Origin of the sequence: Caulobacter sp. 73W (assembly GCF_041021955.1) — a bacterium.
Lineage (GTDB): Bacteria > Pseudomonadota > Alphaproteobacteria > Caulobacterales > Caulobacteraceae > Caulobacter.
Map to the genome: position 1 here is coordinate 1797248 of NZ_CP158375.1, position 22719 is coordinate 1819966.

The 22719-nt window shown below is 67.3% G+C and carries 18 protein-coding genes; 9 read left to right on the forward strand and 9 right to left on the reverse strand.

All coding sequences use genetic code 11. From position 1 onward, the window contains the following. The first annotated feature begins 10 nt into the window (after nucleotides 1-10). The 3 genes from ABOZ73_RS08470 to ABOZ73_RS08480 are packed head-to-tail and all read left to right on the forward strand — an operon-like array spanning nucleotide 11 to nucleotide 4408. Entirely contained in the window at nucleotides 11-1150 is a 1140-nt protein-coding gene (locus tag ABOZ73_RS08470; RefSeq protein WP_369062307.1) for a serine hydrolase domain-containing protein, read from the forward strand. Nucleotides 1151-1162: 12 nt separating this feature from the next. After that, on the forward strand, nucleotides 1163-2797 hold the full coding sequence (locus tag ABOZ73_RS08475; protein ID WP_369062308.1) for a carboxylesterase/lipase family protein: 1635 nt from the start codon (nucleotides 1163-1165) through the stop codon (nucleotides 2795-2797). Nucleotides 2798-2818: 21 nt separating this feature from the next. Continuing rightward, complete coding sequence (locus ABOZ73_RS08480) at nucleotides 2819-4408, forward strand: carboxylesterase/lipase family protein (protein ID WP_369062309.1); 1590 nt, start codon at nucleotides 2819-2821, stop codon at nucleotides 4406-4408. 31 nt (nucleotides 4409-4439) lie between these two features. Here the strand turns inward: ABOZ73_RS08480 and ABOZ73_RS08485 are convergent, their stop codons facing one another. Beyond that, nucleotides 4440-5726, reverse strand: coding sequence for an aminotransferase class III-fold pyridoxal phosphate-dependent enzyme (locus tag ABOZ73_RS08485; protein ID WP_369062310.1), 1287 nt, complete (start codon nucleotides 5724-5726; stop codon nucleotides 4440-4442). 77 nt (nucleotides 5727-5803) lie between these two features. On the opposite strand from ABOZ73_RS08485, the gene ABOZ73_RS08490 reads away from it, so the two are divergent. Genes ABOZ73_RS08490 through ABOZ73_RS08500 form a run of 3 tightly spaced genes read left to right on the forward strand, consistent with a single transcriptional unit; the run spans nucleotide 5804 to nucleotide 8566 of the window. Next, entirely contained in the window at nucleotides 5804-6742 is a 939-nt protein-coding gene (locus ABOZ73_RS08490) for a carbohydrate kinase family protein (RefSeq protein ID WP_369062311.1), read from the forward strand. Between the two features lie 4 nt (nucleotides 6743-6746). Next, nucleotides 6747-7412, forward strand: coding sequence for a class II aldolase/adducin family protein (locus tag ABOZ73_RS08495; protein ID WP_369062312.1), 666 nt, complete (start codon nucleotides 6747-6749; stop codon nucleotides 7410-7412). Next, nucleotides 7409-8566, forward strand: coding sequence for a hypothetical protein (locus tag ABOZ73_RS08500; protein WP_369062313.1), 1158 nt, complete (start codon nucleotides 7409-7411; stop codon nucleotides 8564-8566). Before ABOZ73_RS08495 ends, ABOZ73_RS08500 begins: the two co-directional genes overlap by 4 nt. Here ABOZ73_RS08500 and ABOZ73_RS08505 read toward each other — a convergent pair. Next, on the reverse strand, nucleotides 8556-9230 hold the full coding sequence (locus tag ABOZ73_RS08505; RefSeq protein ID WP_369062314.1) for a TetR/AcrR family transcriptional regulator: 675 nt from the start codon (nucleotides 9228-9230) through the stop codon (nucleotides 8556-8558). The two genes, ABOZ73_RS08500 and ABOZ73_RS08505, sit on opposite strands and share 11 nt — an antisense overlap. 65 nt (nucleotides 9231-9295) lie before the next feature. Further along, nucleotides 9296-11542 carry a TonB-dependent receptor gene (locus tag ABOZ73_RS08510; protein WP_369062315.1) on the reverse strand — a complete coding sequence of 749 codons (2247 nt, stop codon included), beginning with the start codon at nucleotides 11540-11542 and terminating at the stop codon, nucleotides 9296-9298. A 244-nt stretch (nucleotides 11543-11786) separates the two neighbouring features. Between ABOZ73_RS08510 and ABOZ73_RS08515 the strand changes: the two genes are divergently transcribed. Then, nucleotides 11787-13328: a N,N-dimethylformamidase beta subunit family domain-containing protein gene (locus ABOZ73_RS08515; protein ID WP_369062316.1), complete on the forward strand. Its 1542-nt coding sequence runs from the start codon at nucleotides 11787-11789 to the stop codon at nucleotides 13326-13328. A gap of 202 nt (nucleotides 13329-13530) precedes the next feature. After that, nucleotides 13531-14739, forward strand: coding sequence for a D-mannonate dehydratase ManD (gene manD / locus ABOZ73_RS08520; protein WP_369062317.1), 1209 nt, complete (start codon nucleotides 13531-13533; stop codon nucleotides 14737-14739). Between the two features lie 68 nt (nucleotides 14740-14807). Here the strand turns inward: manD and ABOZ73_RS08525 are convergent, their stop codons facing one another. Genes ABOZ73_RS08525 through ABOZ73_RS08535 form a run of 3 tightly spaced genes read right to left on the reverse strand, consistent with a single transcriptional unit; the run spans nucleotide 14808 to nucleotide 17898 of the window. Further along, on the reverse strand, nucleotides 14808-15440 hold the full coding sequence (locus tag ABOZ73_RS08525; RefSeq protein ID WP_369062318.1) for a 2-dehydro-3-deoxy-6-phosphogalactonate aldolase: 633 nt from the start codon (nucleotides 15438-15440) through the stop codon (nucleotides 14808-14810). After that, nucleotides 15437-16303, reverse strand: a complete 867-nt coding sequence (locus ABOZ73_RS08530; protein ID WP_369062319.1) for a 2-dehydro-3-deoxygalactonokinase — start codon at nucleotides 16301-16303, stop codon at nucleotides 15437-15439. Before ABOZ73_RS08530 ends, ABOZ73_RS08525 begins: the two co-directional genes overlap by 4 nt. Before the next feature lie 2 nt (nucleotides 16304-16305). Further along, entirely contained in the window at nucleotides 16306-17898 is a 1593-nt protein-coding gene (locus tag ABOZ73_RS08535) for a sodium/sugar symporter (RefSeq protein ID WP_369062320.1), read from the reverse strand. Between the two features lie 134 nt (nucleotides 17899-18032). Between ABOZ73_RS08535 and ABOZ73_RS08540 the strand changes: the two genes are divergently transcribed. Then, a complete protein-coding gene (locus ABOZ73_RS08540) occupies nucleotides 18033-18770 on the forward strand; it encodes a FadR/GntR family transcriptional regulator (protein WP_369062321.1) in 738 nt (245 codons plus the stop codon). Nucleotides 18771-18808: 38 nt separating this feature from the next. On the opposite strand, the gene ABOZ73_RS08545 is transcribed toward ABOZ73_RS08540, so the two are convergent. From ABOZ73_RS08545 to ABOZ73_RS08555, 3 genes are read right to left on the reverse strand one after another with little or no spacing between them, the layout of a single operon-like run. Next, entirely contained in the window at nucleotides 18809-19978 is a 1170-nt protein-coding gene (locus ABOZ73_RS08545) for an aldose epimerase family protein (RefSeq protein WP_369062322.1), read from the reverse strand. A 16-nt stretch (nucleotides 19979-19994) separates the two neighbouring features. Then, on the reverse strand, nucleotides 19995-20849 hold the full coding sequence (locus ABOZ73_RS08550) for an SMP-30/gluconolactonase/LRE family protein (RefSeq protein ID WP_369062323.1): 855 nt from the start codon (nucleotides 20847-20849) through the stop codon (nucleotides 19995-19997). Further along, nucleotides 20849-22576 carry an IlvD/Edd family dehydratase gene (locus tag ABOZ73_RS08555; protein ID WP_369062509.1) on the reverse strand — a complete coding sequence of 576 codons (1728 nt, stop codon included), beginning with the start codon at nucleotides 22574-22576 and terminating at the stop codon, nucleotides 20849-20851. Before ABOZ73_RS08555 ends, ABOZ73_RS08550 begins: the two co-directional genes overlap by 1 nt. Nucleotides 22577-22719: the final 143 nt, after the last annotated feature.

Here is a 22719-nt window from a genome sequence, read left to right on the forward strand (position 1 = left end):
AGAAGGTAACATGCACGCTGGGATCTCAGGGACGCTAGACCGCCGCCAATTCGTGGCAGCCGCCGCGCTCGCCCTGGGCGGCTGCGCGGGCGCCGCGCGCATTGATAAGGGGCCGGGCGCTCCGTCCGCCCGCGGTCCCGGGCGCGGGCCGTGGGCGGTCGCCTCGCCGCAGAGCGTCGGCCTGCAAGTCGCCAGCCTGGAGCGGGCGGCCGACCAACTCGGCGCGGCCGGCGAGCGCCAGGGCCTGGTCGTCGTGCGCGGCGGACGCCTCGTCTTCGAGCGTTACTGGGCCAACCCCTGGCATCGGGACGAGGCGACCTGGGGCAATGTGTCGTTCTCCTCCGGCAAGTCCTGGGGCGGGGCGATGGTCGGCCGGGCGATCACACAGGGTCTTCTGAAGCTGGACGACCGGGCCGAGCGCTATCACCCCTCGGCGCAGTCGGGCCTGCGACCGGAGGTCACCATCCGCCATCTCCTGACCATGACTTCGGGCGGCACCTTGAACGTCAAGCCAAGTTCGCGCCCGCCAAGGCGCCTCGACCAGCCGGCCTTGGCGCCGTCTGCGGGCGACGAGTATCGGTGGCAAGACAAGGGCGAGACGGGATCGCCGCCGGGCTATGGCAGGACGATCCCCGCCGGCGGCCAGTTCTATTACGACGGCGCAGCCGCCGATCATCTGGCCGATATCGTCGCCGCCGCGTCCGGACGCAGCAGCCACGCCTACATGATGGACGAGCTCGTCCGCCCTCTGGGCTGCGAGGTGTTCGCCTATCAGAACGAAGGCGTCGACAGGGCCGGCAACATCCGTATCGGCGGATCGATCCTTTTGTCGTGCCGTGACATGGCGCGACTGGGCCAGCTTTATCTGGACAAGGGAATGTGGGGCGGCAGACAGCTCATCGCCGCCGACTATGTGACCCAGTCCCTCACCCCTTCGCCGCTTAATCCGGCCTACGGCTTCTTGTGGTGGCTGAACGCCAGCGGCCGCGTGACGGGCGCCCCACGCGACATGGCTTTCGCCGCCGGGGCGCGGGGCCAGTTCTGCTTCGTCCTGCCAAGCCGCGACCTGGTGGTGGCGACCATGGGCTTTGGATCAGCTCAACTCAGCGCCGACGCCGCCTGGGCGGCGCTGGGTCCGGCCTTGCTCTAGGGAAGGCGCGCCATGGCTCTGCTCACCAACCGGCGCGGCCTTCTGACCGGCGCGTTCGCCAGCGGTCTTGCCGGATTTGGCGGGACGGGCCTCGCCGCCGCGCTCGACGAGACGCAGGTCTTCCCGGTGGCGCAGACCGCCGACGGCAAGATTCGCGGCCTTCGGACCGGCGGGATCAGCGCCTTTCGCGGCGTGCCCTACGGCGCTTCGACCGCGGGCCCCAATCGCTTCTTACCGCCGCAGCCCGTAAAGTCGTGGATCGGCGTGCGCGACTGCCTAGATTTCGGCTCCGTCGCCCCCCAGGCGCCGGGCGACCGTCGACATGACTACGCCGATCTCATCCTCAATGACGTGCAGCCAGGCGGCATGGGCGAGGACTGCCTAGTCCTCAATCTTTGGACCCCGGCCCTCGACGGCGCCAAGCGGCCGGTTCTGGTACGCTTCCACGGCGGCGGCTTCTACGGCGGCTCCTCAAACGGTCCAGGCTCGGACGGGGAGATGCTGGCGCGGTTCGGCGACTGCGTTGTGGTCACCGTCAATCACCGTCTGAGCGCCTTTGGGTACCTGCACCTGGGCGACGACGGCGCCTTCGCCGACGCGGGCGTCGCGGGCCTGCAGGACCTGGTGGCGGCTCTTGGCTGGGTGCGCACGAACATTGACCGGTTCGGCGGCGATCCGTCCCGCGTCCTGATCTTCGGCCAGTCCGGAGGCGGTGCGAAGGTCTGTCATCTGATGGCCATGCCTTCGGCCAAGGGCCTCTTCCACCGCGCGGCGGTAATGAGCGGGCCACGCCTTCGCGCGGTCGAGCGCGAAGACGCGGCCAAGGCCAGCAGCGAACTGCTGTCCGCTTTGGGCCTGCAACGCGGCCAGCTGCGCCAGCTTCAGGCCCTACCGTACCGGACGATCCTCGTCGCCCAGATGCGGATCGAGGCGGAGGCGCGGCGACGCGGCGAGGCGCCCAACAGCTTCGCGCCGGTGCTCGGCGACGCCCTGCCGCGCCATCCCTTCGATCCCGACGCGCCGCAGGTCTCCGCGCACGTGCCGCTGATGGTCAGCACCGTGCTGGACGAGCGCACCTATCGCGAGCGCGATTTCCACATGACCTGGGACGGCGCGCTAAAACGCTTCGAGGCCTTAGCGGGTGAAGAGGGGCCGCAAGTGCTTTCCCGCTACCGCCAGGATGATCCGAACGCCACGCCCTTCATTCTCTGCGCCCGCGCCGTGACCGACCAGACCTATAGGCGCGGCGCGGCGCTGATCGCCGAGCGTAAGGCCGCCCAGGCGGCCAAGGGCGGCGCTGCGGTCTGGAGCTATCTTTGGACGCAACCCAGCCCCGCATGGGGCGGCCGCTACGGCGCCCCGCACGGCATCGATGTGGCCGCCGCCATGCATGACGTCCGCCTGCCGCTCTACGGGCCTACTGACACGAACCGCCGCCTCGCCGATGCCTTGGCGGGCGCCTTCGTCGCCTTTGCGGCCACCGGCGATCCAGCCACCTCGCGGCTTGGTTCGTGGCCGGCCTACGATCCCGACCGCCGGGCCACCATGGTCTTCGGCGAACATCCGGCCGTGGCCGACGATCCGCGCGGCTCGTTTCGCCGCTACTGGGCGCGACGCGCGCAAAGCCCCCTTCCCGACAAAGACTAAGCTCGCTTTCCGGAGACGCCTATGCCCGCCTACGCGCCCTCTCGCCGCCTGATTCTCGGCGCCGCCTTCGCCGCCGCCGGCGCCGGCCTCGCCCGGGCCGGCGACGAGACCTTGGTGGAGACGGCGCAGGGCCGCTATCGCGGCCGCGTGGAGAACGGCGTCCATGTCTTCAAGGGCATGCGCTACGGCGCCTCGACCCAAGGGGCGGGACGCTTCATGCCGCCGAGGCCCGCCGAGGCCTTCGCCGGCGTACGCGACGCGCTTGATTACGGTGATCAGGCCCCTCAGATCCCAAGCGCCCTGGCTTCGACGCAGGCCATGAGCGAGGACTGCCTGCGCATCAACGTGTGGACGCCTCAGGCGGCGCGGACGTCCAGACGGCCGGTGATGGTGTGGTTCCACGGCGGCGGCTTCGAGGCCGGCTCTGGCGCGAGCCCGGTCTATGACGGGACGCGGATGGCCAGGCGCGGCGATGTCGTGGTCTGCACGATCAACCATCGCCTCAACGTGCTGGGCTTTTGCGATCTGTCTTCGGCCGACCCAGACTGGGCCCGCTCGGGCAATGTCGGCTACCTGGACCTGATCGAAGCCCTCAAATGGGTGCGGGCCAACATCGAAGCCTTTGGCGGCGATCCCGACAACGTGACGATCTACGGCCAATCCGGCGGCGGCCGAAAGGTGAGCGTCTGCTTCGCCGGGTCGGAGGCGCCTGGCCTCTTCCACAAAGGGATCGTCCAATCAGGCTCGCACCTGTTGGTGCAGACGCCCGACCAGGCCGCAACCTTGAGCGACGCGCTGATGAAGACCCTTTCGGCCGCGACGCCCCGGGCGCTGCAGGACGTCCCCTTGCGGGACCTGATCATCGCGCAGCGCAAGGTGATCGGCGCCGCGGGCTATCGGTTCGAGCCGGTCATGGACGGGGTCTCCTTTTCGGCCCACCCGTTCATTCCCGACGCTCCGCGCGCGACCGCCAAGGTCCCGATGCTGGTGGGGACTACCCAGACGGAGCTGTCCAATCAGCTCGGCCGCGACCCGACCATATACGGCATCGACGAGACTCAACTCGCCGGGCGGCTGATGCGGTTCCTGCCGCCCGGCGACGTCGCAGAAGCGATTACGGTGTTCAAGACGTCAGCGCCGCAAGCGACGCCTGCCGAGCTCTTCTTCCGCATCACTTCCTGGCGTTCCTACATCAAGAACGCCGTACTGATGGCCGAGCGACGCGACGCACTGAACGGTGCGGACAACCCAACCTGGATGTACCAGCTTACCTGGCGTTCGCCCGCTGAGGGCGGGCGGCGTCTAAGCCAGCACACCCTCGACCTGCCGTTCATGTTCGACAATGTCGACAAGGTCCCGCACCTGACGGGGCCACAGAGCGACGCGACCCGTGCTATGACCCAAATGATGGCTGAGGCATGGCTCGCCTTCGCCCATACGGGCGACCCCAACCACCCTGGCCTTCCCTCCTGGCGTTCCTACGACCTCAAGCGCCGTTCAACGATGCTGTTCGACGTACCCGCCCAGCTAGAGAACGATCCGTTCAGGGTGGAACGGCAGTTCATGTCGCGTTACGAGCCGGTCCGCGCCACTGCAAGCGACGGCGCCTGACGGCCGGCGCACCCGGTGACCAGACCGGCGCTCAGCCCTCCTGCTCGGCCATGACCTGATGCAGGAACTGCAGCTTGGCGACCGGCTCCAGGGGGCCGGCGGCCTTGAGCAGCTTGAACGCCTCATCGCCGGCTTCGACCGCGAAGTCGATGTCCGCATCGGTCATGGCCGCGCAGATGAACATGTTGTGCCAGGGATGGAAGTAGACGCCTCGCTTCAGGAGCTGCTCGTTCCAGAAGTAGCCCTTGGACAGGTGCTCATCGTCCTCGAACATGATCAGCGGCAGCTCGGCCGGGCCGGTCTGGCGCAGACCAAAGCCGTGGCGGCCGGCCGCCTCATCCAGGCCCTGGCGCAGGCGAAGGCCCAGCGCCTGGGTGCGCTCCAGATAGTCGGTCTCGCGGATCAGGCGCAGGGTCTCCAGGGCCGCAGCCATGGGCGCGGTGGAGAACCAGAACGAGCCGGTGACATAGATCATCGCCGCGGCGAACCGCGCCTTGTCAGAGCCCAGCAACGCCGAGATCGGATGGCCGTTGGCGATGGCCTTGCCCCAGGTCGAAAGATCAGGCTGCACGCCCACCCGCGACCAGCTGCAATCGCGCGCCAGGCGGAAGCCCGCCCGCACATCGTCGACGATCAGCAGAGCGTCATGCTCGTCGCAGAGCTCGCGGGCGCGCTTGGCGTATTCGACGCTCGGGTTCTGCTGATCGACGAAGGTGTCATGCTTGATCGGCGAGGCGAAGATCGCCGCCAGATCGGTCCCGGCGGCCCGCACGGCCGCTTCCAGGCTCTCGACGTCGTTGTACTCGTAGAAAATCTGATTGGCGCGGTCCGAAGGCGCGACGCCGAACTTCAGCGGCGTGCACCACGGCGCCGCCCCGTGATAGGCGCCTTTGGCCAGGACGATGGTGTTCTTGCGCGTGTGGTTGCGCGCCGTCATCAGCGCCATGGTGGTGGCGTCGGTGCCGTTCTTGCAGAACATCGCCCAGTCGGCGTGGGTCACCTGGCGGGTCATCGCCTCGGCCAGTTCGACCATCGCCTCGCCCGGCCCGGTGAGGGTGTCGCCCTCTCTCATGCGGGCGACGTAGGCGTTGTCGATGCCCTCATGACCGTAGCCGAACAGGTTGGGGCCGTAGCCGCACAAGAAGTCCAGGTATCGGTTGCCGTCCACATCCCACAGGTGCGCGCCGCGCCCCCCCTTGAAGAACTGCGGATAGTCATCGGGCAAAAGCATCACCGACTGGTGGCCGTACATCCCGTTGGGAATCACCGCCATGGCGCGCTCGCGCAGCGCTCGGTCCTTGCTGTTGGTCCAGTCCATGAGCCAGCTCCTAAGAGTAGTTTTGACTACCATAGATAAATTGCGCTACCAATCAAGTCGCTGAAGGGAGAGCGGCCATGACCAAGAGCCTGATGTGCGTGGGACTGACCACGCTGGACGTGACGGGACGGGCCATCGACGCCCTGCCAAGCGGTGAGGGAACCACCCTCGTCGAAGGCATCGCGGTCAATCCGGCCGGGACTGCGGCGGGCGCGGCTTTGATCGCCGCGCGCCTGGGCCTGGACGTCTCTTTGCTTGGCGCGGTGGGCGATGACTTCACCGGTCGCTGCGTGCGGTTAGGCCTCGAGGAAGGCTCTGTTCGCCTGGACCACCTGGCGGTGCTGGCCGGCTTTCCGACCTCAACCACGATCCTGGCTGTCGACAGCCAGGGACGCCGACCCAATTTCCATGCCCTGGGCGCGGGCCTGTTCGCCGAGGTCAACGACGCCGCCGTCAAGGCGGCCGGCGGAAGCGACTTCGTCCACTATGGCGGCATCGGCGGCCCCAAGCTCGACGGCGGGGAAGGCGCGCGCCTCCTGAAGGCGGCCAAGGCGGGCGGCGCGGTCGTCACCTTGGACATCATCTCGCCGCAGCCCACCGCCCGCCAGGAGCTGGAGCGTCTGGCGCCGCACGTGGACTACCTGCTGCCAAGCGCCGAGGAGGCCCGTCATCTGACTGGCCAGGAGGATCTCGCCGCGGCGGCGGAAGAGTTGGCGGCCCTGGGTCCTCGAGGCGTCTTCATCAAGGACGGCCCGCGCGGCGTGGTGGTTCGCCTGGCGGGCGAGACCACGCGCCTGCCTGCCCATGAGATCCGTCCGGTCGACACCACCAGTTGCGGCGACGCCTTCTGCGCGGCTTTCGTACGGGGACTGGCTCAGTCCATGCCGCCGCTGGAGGCGGCCCGGTTCGCCACGGCAGCGGCGGCCCTCGTCGCCCAGGGCCTGGGCGTCTACGGCGCCCTGAAGGATTTCGACGCCGTGGTCACAGCCATGCACGATCTTCCCCTGAGAGGCTGAAGACATGGATTCGGAGGAAACCGCCCTGCGCGAGAAAATGGTCGAGGTCATGCGCGCCATGGACGAGCGCGGCCTCAACCGCGGCACGTCCGGCAACATCTGCGCGCGCCTTGGCCCAGACATGCTGGTCACGCCCAGCGGCGTGCCGCCCCAGCGCCTCACGCCCGAGCTGATGGTGCGCATCGGCCCGGCCGGCGAAATCGCCGACGGACAGGCCAAGCCCTCCAGCGAATGGCGGATGCACCACGCCATCCTGGCGCTGCGCCCCGACGCCGGGGCGGTCGTCCACTGCCATTCACGGCACGCCACCATCCTGGCCTGCGCCGGACGCCCGATCCCGCCGGTCCACTACATGGTCGCCGTCAGCGGAGGCCCAAGCGTGCCGGTCGCCCCCTACGCCACCTTCGGCTCCGAAGCCTTGGCCCAGTCGGTTGTGCAGACCCTGGCGGGACGCCGCGCCGCGCTGATGGCCAACCACGGCCAGATCGCCCTGGGGCCCAACCTCGATCTTGCCCTTCTGGTGGCCGAGGAGATCGAGGAGCAGGCGGCGGTCTATTGGGGGTGTCTGGCGATCGGCGGCCCCAAGCTTCTCGACGATGGTCAGATGGCCGAGATCGGCCAGGCCTTCGCCCGCTACGGCCAAACCCCCAAGGCGGGATCCAAGGCATGAACCGAATGGGGCAGGACATGACGTCGTCGCGGCCAAGCCTCGTCCTCTTCATGGTCGGCGTGGTCGCGATCCTGATCGCGGGCCTTCAGCCCGTCATTCTCGGCGCCCTGGAGCACGAAGGGCGCCTGGACCTGTCGCAGATCGGCGTGGCGGCGACGGTCGAGCTCCTGGCCATCGGCATCGCCTGCGGCGCCTCGGCGGCCCTGCTGCCCACCCGCCGCATGCGCCTGATCCTATGCCTGGCCGCCGCGGCTCACGGGGCCGCCAACCTGGCTTGCGTCAACGCCGCCGCCGGTCAGCTGGTCGCCCTGCGCGGCCTCAGCGGCGCCCTGGCCGGCGTGATGCTGTGGTCCTGCGTGGCGATGATCGCGCGCGCCCATCGGCCCGAACGCCTGGCCGCCGCCTTCGTCACCGTTCAGACCCTGGCCCAACTGGCGATCGCCGCTGTCTTGCCTCTCACCGCCATGGCCGTCGCCGGCGCGGCGGGGGGCTTGGCCAGTCTGGCGGCCCTTTCGGCGCTGATCGCCGTCGTCGTCTGGCGCGGTCCCGACCAGTTGGCCGATCCGCCCCGGCAGGACCAAGCGCGCGGCCTGCTGTCCGCCCCGGCCTGGATCGGACTGGCGACAGCCTTCCTGCAGATGGCCTTCATCGTGGCGCCATTCGTCTACCTGGAGCCCCTAGCGGCGCATGCCGGCCTGCCGCAGCAAGCGGCCGGCCTAGCCACCGCCGCCGTGCTCGCAGCCCAGGTGACGGGCGGCCTGGCGGCCATGATCGGAGGCGGTCGACTACCCCCCAGGCGCACCCTCGCGGCGGCGATGATCGTCGGAGCCCTGGCCCTGGCCGGCCAATGGGCCGCGCCGTCGTTGATGATCTTCGTCGCGGCGTCAGGGCTGTTCGGCTTCGCCTGGCTGTTCAGCCTGCCCTTCCACACCGCTCTGCTGATCGACCTTGATCCGACCCGGCGCGGGGCGATGCAGTTGGGCGCCGCTCAACTGCTCGGCAGCGCGTGTGGACCGCTGGTCGCCTCGCTTGTGGTCGAACGTCAGGGGATCGAGGGCGTCGCCGCGTTCTCGGCCGTCGCGGTCGCCGCAGCTCTGGCCATGCTCGTCGCGTCAGGCTGGGTGGGGAAACGAGCCGCCCTGGTCAGGCCTTGAACCGCCGGGCGTCGAAGTGGGCGTAGTAGAGGCTAATCATCCGACAGACCTCCTCGTTGATCCGCGCCTCTTCAGCGGCCGGCTCTTCCAGGGCCATCTCGGTGGCCGCGTACATCAACTCTGTCGATAGCCGGGTGGCGGCCATCAGTTCTTCGACTGACGCGCCGGGATAGAGCGTCTGCATGTGCGTGGCCAAGTGGCGCGCCACGCGGTCGCGCGAGCTGACGCGGATCTCGTGCAGCAGCGGCACCGCCCGCATGGCGCGCAAGATCCACACCCCGCCAGGCGCCTCGCGGGTGATCTGGTTGACCTTGGTCTGAACCGCCAAGTTCTTGGCCACGGCCTCATCAAGGGTCCGCGCCTCCAGCCCGCCATCGGCGATCCAGGCGAACACCGCCTCGTCCTGGGCGTCCATCAGACGACGGCCCAGCTCGCTGAGGATGGCGTATTTGTTCGGAAAGTATCGATAGAGCGCCGGCGGCGTCAGCCCGGCGCGCTGGCACACCATGTTGGTGGACAGACGCTCGAAACCCACCTCGGCCAGAAGGGCGCCGGCGGTGACCAGGACGGTCTCGAAGGTCGCGCGGGCCCGCGCCTGGGTTGGAGCAAGCTTGGTGTCGAGCGGCGTATCTTGCGATGATGGCGCCGGCCGCATCTTGGCCATGCTCGTCTCCTCGGGCTCCTTGGGCGGAGCATGCCGGCGGGGCGCGCGGCCCCGCCGGTCAGCGTTTAGTAGCTATAGCGCAGGAAAACGCCAAGGCTGCGGGGTCGATTGTAGGTCAGAAGATCGACGCCCAGGCTGTCGATGTTGGAGATCGACACCACCCAATCCTCGTCGAACAGGTTACGCGCGAACAGGCCCGCTTCCACGCCGCCCTTAGGCGCACGCCAGCTGACCTGAGCGCCCGCCACCCACACGCCGTCCTGCGACAGGCGCTCGGCGTTGGAGTTGTCGAAGTAGATCTTCGACGAATAGGTGGCGTCCAGACGCGTGAAGATCTCGCCCGCCGAGCCCAGGGGCAGGGAATGGGCGGCCGCCAGGTTCAGGGTCGCCTTGGGCGCCTGGGGAAGACGGTTGCCGGTATAGTCCTGCCCTTCGGAGACGAACTCGCCGTATTCGGCGTCGAGCAGCGACAGGCCCGCGTCCAGTTGCAGGTTCGCCGTCGGCTTGGCGGTCAGCTCGAACTCCGCCCCCCAGACCTTGGAGCTGGCGGCGTTGTCCAGCACCAGCACGGTCAGGCCGTTGCGCAGCGCCTGGGCGAAGACCTGCTGGTCCTGGTAGTCGTAGTAGAAGCCGGACGCGTTCAAGCGCAGGCGGCGATCGAAGAACTGGCCCTTGAACCCGACCTCGAACGCGTCGAGCTTTTCATTGGCGTAGGGCTCCAGCTGATCGGGACTGGTCGCCAGACCGCCGAAGAAGCCGCCGCTTTTGAAGCCGCGGTTGTAGGTGGCGTAGATGTTGACGTCGTCGGTCAGCGCATAGCGCGCGCCCACCCGGCCCGACCATGCGGAGAACGTCTTGTCCTGCTTGGACGTCAGGATGGTGGCCAGGCCGTCTTCGATCTCGCTGCGGTAATCGAAGCTCTTGTCGTCCGCCGAATACCGCAGGCCGCCGGTTATGGTCAGGCGCTCGGAGAGGCTGTAGTCGGCCTGACCGAAGAGCGCGTAGCTCTTGGTCTTCTGGGTGTAGGGATAGCCGAAAACCGCCACGCTATCGTCCGGGCTGATCCCTAGCGGGTTTTCGGGCGACACGAAGAACGGTCGATAGTCGCGAAGAACGTCCTGCAGGCTGTCGTCGCGGATGGTTTCGTCCATGTAGAAGCCGCCGACGACCCATTTGAAGGCCGCCTCGTCGTCCGACTGCAGACGCACCTCTTGGGTGAAGGCCTTGGCCCGCGCCCGGTAGTTGATCTCGATCATCTGCATAGGACTGGAGTCGGTGTTCTCCAGCGCGTTGCGGTTGGCGTGCTGATAGGCGGTGACCGACACCAGAGCCACCGATCCCAGGTCCCAGTCGATCTGCGTCGAGGCGTTCCACAGATCGACCCGGTCCTTGCCCTGCTGATTGTAGTCGCCAGCCCGGATGTTCCCGTCTGTGTCGGCATAGCCCATCAGGTCGGTGCAGCCCCCGCTGGCGTAGGCGCTGGGCAGGCAAAGCCCGTTGGATCCGGCCACGGCAGGTGTCCCGGGAAACAGAGCGCGATGCTGGGGAAGGGTCGCGTCGCCGCGGTTGGAGAAGCGTTCGAACTTGCTGAACACCTCCACGTCCTCGTGGGGCGTGTAAAGCAGCGACAGCCGCCCGGCCCAGTTCTTGGCGGCGTTGACGTCCTCGCCGGTCACCCGGTTGAAGGTGTAGCCGCCGTCCTCGACGAACTGGCCGGCCAGACGGAAGGCCAGCTTGTCTTCGATCAGGGGACCGCTGATCCCGCCCTGCAGATTGACCGCATCATAGGTGGCGTATTCGGCGCGCGTCTCGCCGGTCCAGTGGAAGGTCGGGCGCTTGGTGGTGACGTTGATCGCGCCGCCGTTGGTGTTTCGCCCATAGAGCGTGCCCTGCGGTCCACGCAGGACCTCCACCTGGGCCAGGTCGAAGAAGCCGGCCATCTGCGCCAGCGGCGAGCCGACGAACACGCCGTCCACATAGACGCCCACGCCGCTGGAAGCGTTTGGATTGAAGTCTGAAAGCCCAACCCCACGGATGTAGATCTTCGGGTTGGCGGCCGCGTCGCCGGCGCTCACCCGAAGGCCGGGCGCGACGTTGTTGAGGCCCATGACGTTGTTGACGCCCTGATCCTGCAAGGCGCTCGCGGTCAGGGCGGTGACCGATACGGGCACGTCCTGGAGGTTTTCTGAACGCTTCTGAGCGGTGACAACGATCTCTTCGATGGCGAAGCCGCTCGTGTCTGTTGCGGTCTGAGCAGCGGCGGCCCCGGCGAGCGAGGCGGCGGCTGCGGTGGCGAACCAAAACGCTTTCATCACTTATCCCCCTACAGCTGAGCACTTTTCGCACCGTCAGATGCGCGGCTCTGATTATGGTAGTCGCTACTATTCAGTACCGAAGACTATGTTTGCAAGTCACTTCGATTGGAACAGGTTGCGTGCAAAGCAGGCGCGCGGCGCCCACGAACCGAACGCGCGCGCCTCACAGGCCATTGCGCCGAAAGCGGTCTTGCCAATACGATAATTCAAACTACCGTCGTCGGTGAGAGAGGGAGGCCGCATGCCCGCATTCTATTCCGACCGCCTCAGCGCCCGCCCCGGCGACGCCGTCAGCCTGTTCATCAGCGCGCAAGGTCCCTGCCGGATCGAGGCGGTGCGCATCGGAGCAGAACACAAGAGCGTCCTCACCCTCGAAGGGATCGAGTGCCGCTCCCAGCCGGTCCCCCAGGACGCCGACGCGAAGGGTTGCGGGTGGAGCGTCACGACGAGCCTGACCATCGGAAGCGACTGGCGGTCAGGCTACTATGATCTGGTTTTGACCGACGCCGCCGGGCAGGTCGCCCGCCACTTCGTCTGCGTGCGCCCGCCCCGTGGAGAGCGGCGGGCCGACGCCGCTTTGGTCCTGGCGACCAACACCTACCACGCCTACAACTGGTGGGGCGGGGCCAACGCCTATTGCGACGTCACCGCACTGATGACGGGCAAGAAGCCGTTTCCCGAGGCCATGGCCGGCGCCATCGGCGTGCTGTCCACCGAGCGCCCCTTCTCATCGCTGATCGTCGGGGCGCCGCAGGACGCGCCCCGCTTGGTCAATATGCGCAAGCGCCAATTCCAGGAGCCGCCCTTCGCGTCGGACATGACCTGGATGCTGGCCAATCGCGCCTCGCCCTATGACGGCTCGGCCGGCTTCCTCAACAAGTGGGAGCATGCCTTCGTGGCCTGGGCGGAGGCTGAGGGCTACGTGCTGGACTTCCATACCGACTACGACCTCGACGCCGAGGATGATGTGCTGGCGGGCTACGCCTGCGCCCTCTTTGTCGGCCACAGCGAATACTGGTCGGGCAAGGAGCGAGACCAGGTCGAGCGCTTCGTCGACGATGGCGGGGGCCTGGCCATCCTGTCGGGCAACACTTGCTTTTGGAAAGTCCGCTGGGAGGACGAGGGACGGACCTATGTCTGCAAGAAGTGGCGCGGCTTCGAGGACGAGGCCGACCAGATCGATCCCCAAAACGCGACGCATCTTTGGTCGCATCCGGCCTTCGCCCGCCCCGAAGCCGAACTGACCGGCCTCAGCTTCGTGTTCGGAGGATACCACCGCCTGGGCCTTTGCGTCGCCCGCGGGCAAGGCGGCTTCACGATCTATAACGATCACCATTGGGCGCTGGCTGGCTCGGACCTGTTCTACGGCGACGTCATTGGCGGCGATCTGCCGCTCATCGGCTATGAGAGCGACGGCTGCCGCTTCCAGTTCGGTGATGACGGACTGCCCCGCGCCACGCCGATGCTGGGCGTGCCGCAGGACCTGCAGATCATCGGCCTCGCCCCCTGCGCCTTCGGCGAGGAAGCCGGACGGGGCTATGACCCGATCATCCCGCCCGAGAAACTGGACGTCATCGCCAAGGTGATGTTCGACGACGACAGCCCCGCCGCCCAGGCCAAGGTGCTGCGCGGCCACGCCGTGCTCGCCAGTTTCAAACGCGGCGCCGGAGAGGTGTTCAACACCGGCACCACCGAATGGGCGCACGGCCTAGCCGCCAAGGATCCGTTCATCCAGGTCATCACCCGCAACGTGCTGTCGCGCTTCGGCGTCCAACCCAAGTAAGGCAGGCGCCTCGCCGCGCGCGCCTCTTTCATTCGCCTAATCGCACCTCCGTCTTCGTTCCGCATTTCGCCACCGCCGTGGTCGGCGATCCGGTCGAAGGGAAGTCGACGGTCGCGCCTGAACGCGCCTTGCGAGGCACGTTGTCGATTGCGCCTCAAATCGGTTATTTGTATGATAAAACCGACATCCAAGTGAGCCGCCCATGAAGATCACCGCCGCCCGCGTCATCGTCACCTGCCCGGGGCGCAATTTCGTCACCCTGAAGATCGAGACCGATCAGGGCGTTTATGGCATCGGCGACGCCACGCTGAACGGCCGCGAGCTGTCGGTCGTCTCATATCTGCAAGATCACGTGGCCCCGTGCCTGATCGGCATGGACCCGCGGCGGATCGAGGAAATCTGGCAGTACCTCTATCGCGGCGCTTACTGGCGCCGGGGTCCGGTGACCATGCGCGCCATCGCCGCCGTCGACGTGGCCCTTTGGGACATCAAGGCCAAGATGGCCGGCATGCCGCTCTATCAATTACTGGGCGGGCGCAGTCGCGACGGGGTGATGGTCTATGGCCACGCCAATGGCGGCGACATCGAAGAGACCGTGGATGCGGTCGGTCAGTACATTGACCTGGGCTACAAGGCGATCCGCGCCCAGACCGGCGTGCCCGGCATCAAGGACGCCTACGGCGTGGGCCGCGGCAAGCTCTATTACGAGCCGGCGGACGCCGCCCTGCCCAGCGTCACCGGCTGGGACACGCGCAAGGCGCTGAACCATGTGCCCAAGCTGTTCGAGAAGCTGCGCGCGACCTACGGCTTCGACCACCACCTGCTGCATGACGGCCACCACCGCTACACGCCGCAGGAGGCGGCCAACCTGGGCAAGATGCTTGAGCCCTACCAGCTGTTCTGGCTGGAAGACGTCACTCCGGCCGAGAACCAGGAAGCCTTCAAGCTGATCCGCCAGCACACGGTCACGCCCCTGGCCGTGGGCGAGATCTTCAACACGATCTGGGACGCCAAGGACCTGATCCAGAATCAGCTGATCGACTACATCCGCTCGACCATCGTCGGCGCGGGCGGCGTCACGCACCTGCGCCGCATCGCGGACCTCGCCAGCCTCTACCAGATCCGCACCGGCTGCCATGGCGCCACCGACCTGTCGCCGGTGACCATGGGCACAGCCCTGCACTTCGACACCTGGGTCCCCAACTTCGGCATCCAGGAATACATGCGCCACTCGCAAGAGACCGATGCGGTCTTCCCGCATGATTATCGCTTCGAGGACGGCCTGCTCTATTGCGGCGAGACGCCCGGCCACGGCGTCGACATCGATGAGAAGCTCGCCGCCAAGTATCCCTACAAGCCCGCCTATCTGCCGGTCGCCCGGCTGGCGGACGGGACCATGTGGAACTGGTAGACTTCCTCCCGACCAGAACCACCCTTGAGCCGCCGCATCTTCCTTGGACGCGGCGGCCTTTTTCTTGATCAGGCGGCCGACAGGGCGGCGATGAAGGCCGTGGCGCGGGCGTGGACCTCGGCCGCTGAAAGGCCGGGCTTATAGAGCGCCGAACCAAGGCCGAAGCCAGCCGCGCCGGCGTCCAGCCAAGGCTGCATATTGTCGGGCGCGATGCCGCCCACGGGCAGGACGCGCATGGATTTGGGCAGCACCGCGCGCATGGCCTTGAGCACCGTCGGCGACGCCGCTTCGGCCGGGAACAGTTTCAGCGCCGTGGCCCCGGCGTCGATGGCCGCGAAGGCCTCGGTCGGCGTCGCCACCCCTGGCAGCGAGATCAGCCCACGAGCGGCCGACGCGGCGATGACGCCCGTATTGGCATTGGGGGAGATGATCAGCGTGCCACCGACATCCGTGACGGCGGCGACGTCCGCCTCACGCAGCACGGTGCCGGCCCCGACCATCGCCCGTCCATCAGCAGCGCGGACGAGACGCTCGATGCTGTCGAGCGGATCGGGAGAGTTGAGCGGCACCTCGATCAGGGTGAAGCCGGCCTCGATCAGCGCCTCGCCGACCGGAACCGCCTCCTGGGGCGTGAGGCCGCGGAGGATGGCGATCAGCGGGCAGCGGGCGAAGGCGGCGTCGAACTGGGCGAGGTGGGTCATCGGGTCTGGCTCTCAATGGCGATGATGCCGGCGACAAAGGCGGCGTGGCTGTCGACCAGGCGGGCGGCGCAACCATTGGCCTTGATCGCGGCCGTGTAGAGATCGCCCAGCTCCGGGCCGGACAGGATGTGGACGCAGTCGTGAGTGGAGGCGTCCAGCCGGGCGGCGACGTCGGACCCGATCAGCAGGCCGCTGGCATAGGCGGCGGCGTCCGCGTCGTCGCGCGTCCCCAGTATCTTGGCGGCGCGGATGCCGAACAGCGAGGCGGCAAGATCGCGCCGTTTAGCGTCCTCGACTCCTTCGAGGAAGGCGGCGCCGTTCGCAACATCGCCCCCAAGCTGGGCGGCGAGCAGGCCGTGGCCGCGCAGCAAAGCGAACAGCTCCCCCGTCATCGCCGTAGTGAAACCAGCGATCCGGCCGCCAGCCATGGTCGCCCATTTGCAATGGGTGCCCGGCTGAGCGAGCAGCGCGTCGGCGGGGACGAGCCCGGCGCCGGCGGCGCCCAGCAGTTGCACCTCCTCGCCGCGCATGATGTCAGGCCGACCGTCCGCCAGGGTCGATACGCCCGGAACGATGGCCGTGCGCGCATCGATGCGCAGGAGGTTGGCGGCGATCGCCTCGATCCCCGCCGGCGCCGCCACATAGGGCGCGACACGCCAGCCGATGTTGGAGCCGACCATCCCCGCCAGGAGCATCGGCAGGTCGCCGAAGCGCGTGCGGATGTCGGCCACGGCCGCATCGAAGTCGCCGACGGCCGTGACGCCCTGGTCGTCGCGCTCGGTGCGCACGACCTTCCCGTCCTCGATCCGGTAGACTCGGCGGTTGGTGGTGCCCCAGTCGACCGCCAGGAACGGCTCGCCCATCCTCACCACCAGGTCGCGTAGAGCGCGATCAGGATCAGGATGACGCCGACGCCGGCGATGTTGAAGCTGCGCGAGGTGGCGAAGCTCACCCCCTCCATGGTCACCCGGTTGGCGTCGCCGCGCCCCTTGACCGCCAGGCTCAGCACGACCGCCAGGGCGAGGCTGGACAGGAACACGATGCCCATGCGGTCCATGAACGGGATCTGCGGCAGTATCATCTTGAGAGCGTACGACAGCACGACCGAGGCGACCGCCGCGGCGATGGCGCCGGCCTCGCTGGCCTTCTTCCAGAACAGGCCGAGCAGGAAGATCACGGTGATCCCCGGAGTGAAGAAGCCCGAGAATTCCTGGATGAACTGGAACGCCTGATCCGACTTGCCCAGCAGAGGGCGAGCGGTCAGCAGTGCGATCACCACCGCCAGGGCGGCGACCACGCGGCCGACCAGCACCAGGTGCTTTTCATGTCCGCCCGCGCCGGCCTCGGCCTTTGTGTTCATGCCCCGCGCTTTGGCGTAGAGGTCGAGGGTGAAGATGGTGGCGATCGAATTGATCTTGCTGGCCGTCGACGCGATGATCGCCGCGATCAAGGCTGCGAAGACCAGGCCCAGCAGGCCGGGCGGCAGCAGCTTCATCATCGTCGGATAGGCCTCGTCGGGCTTGCCCAGTTCCGGCGCCAAGACCACGGCGGCGATGCCGGGCAGCACGATGATCACCGGCATCAGGAGCTTGAGGAAAGCGGCGAAGACGACGCCCTTCTGTGCATCGCCCAGGCTCTTGGCCGCCAAGGCGCGCTGGATGATGTACTGGTTGAAGCCCCAGTAGCTGAGGTTGGCGATCCACATGCCGCCGACCAGCACCGAGACGCCGGGAAGGTCCTTATAGAAGGGGTGGTCGCTGGCCAGGATCATGTCGAAATGGCCCGGCACGCGGTCGGTCAGAACGCCGAAGCCGGCGATCACGCCCTGGCCGCCGCCGATCTCGTTGAGCGTGAGGTAGGTGATGACCAGACCGCCCAGCACCAGCAGGGTGACCTGCACGATGTCGGTCAGGGCCACGGCCTTCAGCCCGCCATAGAGCTGGTAGAGCAGCGCGAAGGCGCCCAGCGCGATCAGCGCGGTATCCTGGTCCACGCCCGCGACCTTGTTCACCGCGATCGAGCCGAGCCAGATGATCGACGTCAGGTTCACGAATACGTAGAGCGCCAGCCAGAACACCGCCATCAGCACCGGCAGCACGCGACCGTACCGCTGCTCCAGGAACTGCGGCATCGTGTAGATCTCGTTGCGCAGGAAAATCGGCAGAAAGAACTTGCCGACGATCAGCAGGGTCAGCGCGGCCATCCACTCGTAGGATGCGATCGCCAGGCCGAGCGCATAACCCGAGCCCGACATGCCGACGATCTGCTCGGCCGAGATGTTGGCCGCGATCAGCGACGCGCCGATCGCCCACCAGGGCAGTGATTTTGAAGCCAGGAAGTAGTCGGACGTGTCCTTCTTGTGGCCCGTCTTTTCGCGACTGACCCATTGCGCCAGACCGAAGATGCCGATGGCGTAGACCACCACGACGATCAGATCGATTTGCGACAAAGTCGTCATCGCATTACTCCCCCTTCGGCGCACGTTGGTCGCCAGTCTGGAAGCACATTTATCGTATAAATTAGGCTTGTCTAGCGAGCGGTGCTGGACCATGTAGGATGCAGGCCGCGTGACAGTGGTAGGAAGGCGATGACTTGGCGAGCGAACTGACGACGCTGACGGAAGGAAGCCAGCCCGAACTTGGCCGGAACCTGACCTATGGCTTGCTCGACAACATCGGACGCGCGATCGTCACGGGACGGTTCGAGCGCGAGCAGTTTCCGACGGAAGCCGAACTCGCCAAGCGCCACGGCGTCAGCCGCTCGGTGACGCGCGAGGCGGTGAAGATGCTCACCGCCAAGGGCCTGCTCAGCGCCCGCCCCCGGCAGGGCACCGTGGTCCAGCCGACCAGCTCCTGGAACCTGTTCGACACCGACGTGCTGCGCTGGCTGCTTGAGCGGCAGTTCTCGGTCGAGCTGCTTCGTCAGTTCAACCAGCTGCGTGTCGCCATCGAGCCGGAGGCCGCCGCGCTCGCCGCCCAGTTCGCCGATGAGGACGACCTGCTACGGATCAATGAGGGACTTGTCCGGATGGAGGCCGCCGACCGCGGCCTGGACGACACGCTGGAGGCCGACATCGCCTTCCACGTCGCCATCCTGCACGCCTCGCGCAACCCGTTCTACGCTCAGCTGCGCAACGTGGTCAGCACCGCGCTGCGCACCTCGATCCGCTTCACCAACCGGATTAAGGGACGCAGCGCCAACGTCGCCGACCATGCCGCTGTCCGCGACGCCATCGCGGCGCGCAATCCCGATGCGGCGCGCGCCGCCATGCGTGCTCTGATCGGCGACGTGCTCGACCTCATTGAGGAAAAGGGCGACGTCGCCGGCTGATCAAAAACGGCAGGCGCAAAGCCTGCCGTCCCGATCGCCTATTTGCCCGCCGGTGCGCCCGAATTCAGGCGGCCAGAGTTCAGGCGGAAAGTCATGACGTTGCGATAGGTCTGGCCGGGCTCCAGGCGCGCGCTCGGAAAACCCTTCTGGTTCGGCGCATCCGGGAAGTTCTGCGGCTCAAGCACGATCGTGTCGCCCATGCGGTAGACAGCCTTGGACTTGCCGTGGCTGGTCCCGTCCAGGAAGTTTCCCGAATAGAACTGCACGCCCGGCTGGTTGGACCACAGCTCGAAGCTGCGCCCCGACGCCGGATCCTGCACCCGCGCCATCAATTGCTGGCCGTCGATCACCTTGCGGCCGATCACCCAGTTGTGGTCGTAGCCGCGGCCAAAGACGATCTGCTGATCGCTGGCGTCGCGCACGCGGTCGCCGACTGCTCGCGGCTTGCGGAAATCGAAGACCGTGCCGGCCACCGGACGGAACTCGCCCGTCGGGATCGCGCCCGCGTCGGTGGGCAGGTAGGACTTGGCCGGGATGGTCAGCAGATGCCCCATGGCGCCATTGGCCGATCCTTCGCCCGACAGGTTCCAGTAGGCGTGGTTGGTGATGTTGACGATCGTCGTCTTGTCGGTCGTCGCGGTGTACTCGACCGTCAGTTGGTCGCGCTCATCCAGGGAATAGGTGGCGTTGACGGTCATCGCGCCGGGATAGCCCTGGTCGCCGTCGGGACTGACATAGCGCAGGGTCACCGACGCCTGCGGACCGTCCTTCACCGACACGATCTCCCACAGCACCTTGTCGAAGCCGGCCGTGCCGCCGTGCAGCGCATTGGCCCCGTTGTTGACCGGCGTCTGATAGGTCTTGCCGTCCAAAGTGAAGCGGCCGGCCGCCAGGCGGTTGGCGAAGCGCCCCACCGTCGTGCCGAAGTACTGCGGCTTGGCGATATAGTCGCCCATGTTGTCGTAGCCGAGCGCCACATCGGCGCGCTTGCCGTCACGGTCGGGCATCACCACCGACTGCAGGGTCGCGCCCCATGCGATGACCGTGGCTGAGACGCCGCGTCCATTCGCCAGGGTGACCGCGCCCACCGCGCGGCCATCGGCCAGCTTGCCGAACTCCGAACGCGCCGCTGTCGCCGCCTGGGCGCCGCCCGCCGTCAGGCAGACGGCCGCGCAGGCCGCCAGAACTATCGACTTGGTCTTCGCCATCCTCGGGCTCTCCCTATCAGCCGCCATACATTTGCGGTCGCCGGCCGCGGCAGCCGGGATCGACCTCGAACAATGCTCCGCCCAGGGGCTCGTCCACGCCGTCGCTGGCGGAGGTGACGAACATCCGATCAAGCGCGGGACCGGCGAAGGCGCAACTGGTGATCTGGCTGGCCGGCAGCATGATCGAGCGTTCGCGCTCGCCATCCGGCGTGAAGCGCGTCACGCAGCTCGCCCCCCAGCAGGCCACCCAAAGCCCGCCGTCGGCGTCGAACGTCATGCCGTCGGGATTGCCCCATTGCGGATCGAAGATGATGAACGGACGGCGCTCGCCCAAGCTGCCGTCGTCGTTGATGTCGAAGCGGAAGATGACGCCCAGGGCGGTGTCGGTGTGCAGCAGGAACCGCCCTTCAGGATCGATCGCGGGCCCATTGGCGATCGTATAGGGACTATCGGCATGCACGATGAAATGGTCGGGATCGATCCGGTAGAACGCGCCCGAGGGCCGGTCGCAGGTCGCCGGCATGGTCCCCGCCCAGATCCGTCCCAGGCGGTCGGCCTTGGCGTCATTCAGGCGGTTACCGACAACGCTAGCGTCCACCGATCCGATGGTCGTGCGGGTGTTGGACGGCAGGTCGAGCAGGACGATGTCGAGGCCGATCCCGGCGACGAAGCCGCCCCGCTCACGCTCGATGACCCAGGCGGCGTAGTTTGGCTGCGCGAAGCTGATGACGCCGTCGTTCGCCAGTGACAGGCGGTTGATGCGGTGCTCGAGAATGTCGACCCAGAAGAGCGCGTTCTCGCGGGCGGACCACAGCGGCCCCTCCCCCAACCGGTCGCGACAGTCGCGCTGGATGACGCGCACCTCGCTCATCAGTGGCTGTCCCGCGGCAACCCCTGGGTTTGGGCGATGCGCTGGTATTTGACCGCCAGTTCGATCACCGCGCCGCCGTCGAACTGACCTGTCACCTGGCGGTGGATCTCTTGCCAGGGCGTCTGCGAGGCGGGGACATAGTTGAGGCTCGCCGCCAGCTCTTCACGGCGGCGCGCCAGCTCCTCGGGCGTGACCAGCATGTCGGCGCTGCGCTTGACCAGATCGATACGGATGCGGTCGCCCGTGCGCACCAACGACAGGCCGCCGCCCACGGCCGCCTCGGGCGCGGCGTTGAGGATCGACGGGCTGCCGCTCGTCCCTGACTGGCGGCCGTCGCCCAGGCACGGCAAGGCGGTCACGCCGGCCTGGATCAGCCTGGCGGGCGGGCGCATGTTCACGACCTCGGCGCCGCCCGGATAACCGATCGGCCCTGCGCCGCGCATGATGAGGATGGAGCGCTCGTCAGCACCCAAGGCGGGATCATCGATACGTGCGTGATAATCCTCCGGCCCGTCGAAGACGATGGCCGTGCCCTCGAAGGCGTCCGGGTCGTCAGGGTTGTCGAGATAGCGCGCGCGGAACTCCGGCGAGATGACGCTGAGCTTCATCACCGCGCTGTCGAACAGGTTGCCCGACAGGACAGTGAGACCGGCGGCCGGCTTCAGCGGATCGCTCAGGGGCCGGATCACGTCGGCGTCTAGCGTGTCGGCTTCACCGACATTGTCGGCGACGGTCTTGCCGTTGGCGGTCGCAACATCGCCCTCCAGCAGACCTGCGCGCAACAGCTGGCCCATCACCGCCGGCACGCCGCCGGCGCGATAGAAATCCTCGCCTAGATAGGCGCCCGCCGGCTGCAGGTTGACCACCAGGGGGACGTCGGCGCCGTGAGCCTCCCAATCGGCCAGGCTGAGCTCGACGCCCACATGGCGGGCGATGGCGTTCAGGTGGATCGGCGCGTTGGTCGACCCGCCGATGGCCGAGTTGACCCGGATGGCGTTCAGAAACGCCTCGCGGGTCATGATGTCGGACGGCTTGCGGTCGGCCCTGACCATCTCGACGATCTGTACGCCGGTATGGAAGGCGTTCTCCTGCCGGTCGCGATAGGGCGCCGGGATCGCCGCCGAGCCGGGCAGCGACATGCCAAGCGCCTCGCACAGCGAGTTCATTGTGGTGGCCGTGCCCATGGTGTTGCACCAGCCGGTGGACGGCGCCGAGGAGGCGACGAGCTCGACGAAGCCCTTGTAGTCGATTTCTCCCGCCGCCAGCATCTCGCGGGCGCGCCAGACGATCGTGCCCGAGCCCGTGCGCTGGCCCTTATGCCAGCCGTTAAGCATCGGTCCGACCGACAGCGCGATCGCCGGGATGTTCACCGTCGCGGCGGCCATCAGCGCCGCGGGCGTGGTCTTGTCGCAGCCGATCGTCAGCACGACCCCATCCATCGGGTAGCCGTAGAGCGACTCCACCAAGCTCAGATAGGACAGGTTGCGGTCCAGACCCGCGGTCGGACGCTTGCCGGTTTCCTGGATCGGGTGGACCGGAAACTCGATGGCGATCCCGCCGGCGTCGCGGATGCCTTCACGGACGCGCTTGGCCAGTTCGATGTGGTGGCGGTTGCAGGGCACAAGATCGCTGCCGGTCTGGGCGATGCCGATAAGCGGCCGCCCCGACTGAAGCTCTTCCAGGCTGATGCCGTAGTTCAGATACCGCTCGACATAGAGGGCGGTCATGTCCGGATTTTCCGGATTGTCGAACCATGCGCGCGACCTCAAGCCTCGCGGTCCGTTACTCCGTTGGTCCAACTGCGCCACCCTTCATTCACGGCCGATCCCTTGCCGGTCCTGCCGATCGCCGACTTCAGATCCGCATTGAT